The organism is Buttiauxella sp. BIGb0552, from assembly GCF_004366275.1.
Classification (GTDB): Bacteria; Pseudomonadota; Gammaproteobacteria; order Enterobacterales; family Enterobacteriaceae; genus Buttiauxella; species Buttiauxella gaviniae.
Map to the genome: position 1 here is coordinate 1 of NZ_SODY01000016.1, position 4,383 is coordinate 4,383.

The following is a 4,383-nucleotide window of genomic DNA, read 5'->3' on the forward strand; positions in this document are numbered from 1 at the left end:
GATTGCTGCAGTCAGAGTGGTTTTACCATGGTCAACGTGGCCGATAGTACCGACGTTGACGTGCGGTTTTGTACGTTCAAATTTTTCTTTAGACATCGATTGTCCCTCTAAGACACGGATAAATCGGTGATATCACCACATCAACCAGGCGAAAGCCTGAATTTGTTGAATTCACTAACAGAAGAGAAACAGGGAGGATAAAGGAGGTGGTGCTGATAGGCAGATTCGAACTGCCGACCTCACCCTTACCAAGGGTGCGCTCTACCAACTGAGCTATATCAGCACATCTGGAGCGGGCAGTGGGAATCGAACCCACATCATCAGCTTGGAAGGCTGAGGTAATAGCCATTATACGATGCCCGCATCTCTGGAACTCGGCTACCTGCTTGAATTCTGTATAGAGCCTGAGGAGAGGCTCCTCAGTATTCGAGTCGACTTGTTGGATCTCGTCGCCTCGGGCTACGCATAGCGTGGCCTGAAAATGGTGGTGGGGGAAGGATTCGAACCTTCGAAGTCGATGACGGCAGATTTACAGTCTGCTCCCTTTGGCCGCTCGGGAACCCCACCAAGCACTTGATGGTGCCGACTACCGGAATCGAACTGGTGACCTACTGATTACAAGTCAGTTGCTCTACCTACTGAGCTAAGTCGGCATCAAGTAGCGCGCATTCTAGGAAGAGCAGCGCTTTGATGCAACAAAAAAATTAAAGAAAATGCACTACCGCTTATATTTTGCGCAATGGCTCGTAAAAATGATGAATTAAACGGCATTTCGGACTGATTTTGTACATCAAAGACTGTGATGATTTATAAAAAATAGCGTTCTTGTGCTCTTCTACTACATGCATTCCTTACAAAGCAGCTTCTTTTAGTGCTATGCCACTGTTCTAATCTCTCTTCATTTACTTTAGAAGGATGGATTCACTCACTATTACTGCTTTTAGACACCTTCATTACTTGGTTCAATGTCAGCCCAGCATCATCAGCCGTAAACTTAAGCATTTATACGGTGCATAACGAATTAACGCCGCGCTACAACGTGATACCTTCCTCTGAAAGCATCACCACTTTCTTTTTTTCTTATTATTATCCCTCATCTGGTGTTACCCTCCTGCCCATTGTGAAAAGTAATATACGTTGCACGCCTTTGATTACCTGAGATGGGTCCCCTTTTCTCAGTCTGCGTACTACGTTCATTTTTGTCCTGAATTACAGGCAGAAGCATGCTTATGAGTAATAAAGAGCAAATGTTGACGACTCCTTATATGCAGTTCAACCGCAACCAGTGGGCAGCCTTGCGCGACTCAGTACCGATGACACTGACCGAAGGTGAAATCGCTCGGTTGAAAGGTATCAATGAGGATCTCTCGTTAGAAGAAGTGGCTGAAATTTACCTGCCACTCTCACGCCTATTGAATTTTTATATCAGTTCAAACCTGCGTCGGCAGGCTGTATTAGAGCAATTTTTAGGCACTAATGGACAGCGTATTCCGTACGTCATTAGTATTGCCGGTAGTGTCGCTGTAGGTAAAAGTACAACTGCTCGCGTGTTACAAGCCTTACTTAGCCGCTGGCCTGAACACCGCAGCGTAGAGTTGATTACTACTGATGGGTTTCTACATCCGAATAACGTGTTGAAAGAACGCAATCTGATGAAGAAAAAAGGATTCCCACAATCCTATGATATGCATCGTTTGGTGAAATTCGTTTCTGATATTAAATCTGGGGTGCCAAATGTGACGGCTCCGGTTTACTCTCACCTTATTTATGATGTCATACCTGATGGCGATAAAACGGTTGCTCAGCCTGATATTCTAATTCTTGAAGGATTAAATGTTTTGCAGAGTGGTATGGATTATCCCCACGATCCGCATCATGTATTTGTATCGGATTTTGTTGATTTCTCTATATATGTCGATGCCCCTGAAGATCTACTGCAAGATTGGTACATCACGCGGTTCCTGAAGTTCCGTGAGGGTGCATTTACCGATCCAGACTCTTATTTTCATAGTTACGCGAAACTTCCAGAAGATGAAGCTGTGAATGTTGCACTGCAACTTTGGAAAGAGATCAACTGGCTGAATTTAAAAGAAAATATTCTACCTACCCGCGAGCGGGCCAGCTTAATCATGACGAAAAGTGCAAATCATGAAGTGGACTGTGTAAGACTCAGAAAATAGATAATGGGGGATTTAATCCCCCATTATCATTAATTTGCCCCACGCAGTGATATTTCTCCACCAACCCATGGTTTAATAACGCCATCTTGTTCTAACAGCAAGCCGCCTTGTTCATTAATTCCTCGTGAAATACCATGAATTTCTTTGTCGCCAATAATTAACTTCACTTGGCGATTAATAAAGTTATCGAGCAATTCCCAACGTGGAAGGAATGGTATTAAACCTTCATCTTCGAATAAATATAATGCCTTACGTAGTTCTTTTATTATTCTAATGGCCAGTGCATTGCGGTCTATATTAATTCCAGCTTCCTGGAGATTAATCCAGCTTTGATTAATCACGTCAGTTGCCACATTGCGCATCGCAAGATTGATACCTGCACCGATAACAATTTGTGCCGCATCACCTGTTTTCCCAGTTAACTCAACAAGAATGCCGGCAAGCTTGCGATCATTGAGATAGAGATCATTTGGCCACTTAACTCGGACATCTTCAGCACCTAATTCACGCAGCACTTCTGCCATCACAATTCCGATGACAAGGCTTAGGCCGACCGCAGCTGCGGGACCTTGTTCGAGTCGCCAGAACATAGAAAGATAAAGATTAGCCCCAAAAGGTGAAAACCATTGCCGACCACGACGCCCGCGACCGGCTTGTTGATATTCAGCAATACACGCGTCACCGGACTGAAGTGATTCAATACGATCGAGTAAATATTGGTTAGTCGAATCAATGACAGGTAATACCGCAACTGAGCCTGTTTCAATTTGCGATTTTATCAGTTCTTCATTCAGTAACTGGATAGGGTCCGGGAGGCTATAGCCTTTCCCTGGGACGGTAAAAACATCAACTCCCCAGTCTCTCAGAGTTTGAATGTGCTTATTTATGGCCGCACGACTCATGCCGAGCTGCTCGCCTAATTGCTCACCAGAATGAAACTCGCCATCGGCCAGGATACTAATTAGCGTGAGTGGGACTGTATTATCTTTCATGCAATTGTCTCCACTGCACTAACTTCACCACATGTTCCGATGAAACGGACTTCTGGCTCCAGCCACACATTAAATTTCTCCCCAACACGCTGACGAACAAGGTGCGCTAAACCCACAACATCCAGACTTGAAGCACCACTCTCATTTATCAATACCAAAGCTTGTTGTTGATGCACTGTCGCCCCACCTACCTTGTAGCCTTTCAACTGGCACTGATCGATTAACCAACCTGCCGCCAGTTTTATTGATCCGTCTGGCTGAGGATAATGTGGAATGTTAGTGAAAGCCGCAAGTAGTACAGAAGCCTGTTCGGCATCAACGACTGGATTCTTGAAAAAGCTCCCCGCATTGCCATTAACACGTGGATCAGGAAGTTTTGTCATGCGCATATGGCAAACTGCGTCAAATACTTCCTGAGGGGTGACATTTTCAGCATCAAGACGGGCTAAGTCACCATAATTTAATACCGGCTGCCATTGTTTTGGCAAACGTAATCCCACGGCAATGATTGCATAGTGGCTCTGATATTCATGCTTAAAAATACTGTCACGATAGCCAAACTGGCACTGTGAATTATCCAGGCGATGAATCTCAGCGCTGATTAAATCAATACAATCAACGTAATGGCAGACGTTTTTAAGCTCAACACCATACGCGCCAATATTTTGAATCGGTGAAGATCCGGCGCATCCCGGAATTAAAGCTAGGTTTTCAAGCCCCGGCATTCCTTGCTGTAAGGTATTTTCAACCAGATGATGCCAGTTTTCACCTGCACCAACATGCAGATGCCATGCATCATTTTCTTCCGTCACTTCTATACCTGAAATACGGTTGATAATTACAGTTCCGGAATAATCCTCAAGAAAGAGAACGTTACTCCCCTCGCCCAGAATCAACACTGGCATATTTGCTGCCACTGCTTCACTCCAGGCATCCTTTAATTGTTCCACGGTTTCAGCAATGACAATACGCGAAGCATTAGCCTGAATACCGAATGTATTGAAAGGTTTAAGAGAAGTGCTCATGTTGGGTATCTTTCCTGAGTTTAAACCCGGTTAGTTTACCTTATATGGCGGGGGTTGGCTTGCTCAGAGGCGGATATGACGGGTGATCGCATAAATTACAGACAGCAAAAAGCCCTGTACGTCAGTACAGGGCTTTCCACTTATTTGGAGCCTGGCAGTTCCCTACTCTCGCATGGGGAGACCCCA

Annotated in this window: 4 protein-coding genes and 4 tRNA genes; 1 reads left to right on the forward strand and 7 read right to left on the reverse strand. The window is 44.8% G+C overall.

The features are described 5' to 3' along the window. The 5 genes from EDF88_RS24570 to EDF88_RS24590 all read right to left on the reverse strand — a co-directional run. On the reverse strand, positions 1-96 hold a 96-nt coding region (locus tag EDF88_RS24570; RefSeq protein ID WP_001967706.1), incomplete at its 3' end, for a GTP-binding protein. Positions 97-207: 111 nt separating this feature from the next. Beyond that, positions 208-283 (reverse strand) — tRNA-Thr (locus EDF88_RS24575). A 5-nt stretch (positions 284-288) separates the two neighbouring features. Next, a tRNA-Gly gene (locus EDF88_RS24580) sits at positions 289-363 on the reverse strand. A gap of 119 nt (positions 364-482) precedes the next feature. Beyond that, positions 483-567 (reverse strand) — tRNA-Tyr (locus tag EDF88_RS24585). A gap of 10 nt (positions 568-577) precedes the next feature. Further along, a tRNA-Thr gene (locus EDF88_RS24590) sits at positions 578-653 on the reverse strand. A gap of 576 nt (positions 654-1,229) precedes the next feature. Here EDF88_RS24590 and coaA point away from each other — a divergent pair. Beyond that, a complete protein-coding gene (coaA, locus tag EDF88_RS24595) occupies positions 1,230-2,180 on the forward strand; it encodes a type I pantothenate kinase (RefSeq protein ID WP_064515269.1) in 951 nt (316 codons plus the stop codon). A 29-nt stretch (positions 2,181-2,209) separates the two neighbouring features. Here coaA and birA read toward each other — a convergent pair whose 3' ends face one another. Next, positions 2,210-3,172, reverse strand: coding sequence for a bifunctional biotin--[acetyl-CoA-carboxylase] ligase/biotin operon repressor BirA (gene birA / locus EDF88_RS24600; protein WP_064515267.1), 963 nt, complete (start codon positions 3,170-3,172; stop codon positions 2,210-2,212). Continuing rightward, positions 3,169-4,197: a UDP-N-acetylmuramate dehydrogenase gene (gene murB / locus EDF88_RS24605; RefSeq protein ID WP_134187901.1), complete on the reverse strand. Its 1,029-nt coding sequence runs from the start codon at positions 4,195-4,197 to the stop codon at positions 3,169-3,171. The genes birA and murB overlap by 4 nt, the downstream gene beginning before the upstream one ends. Positions 4,198-4,383: the final 186 nt, after the last annotated feature.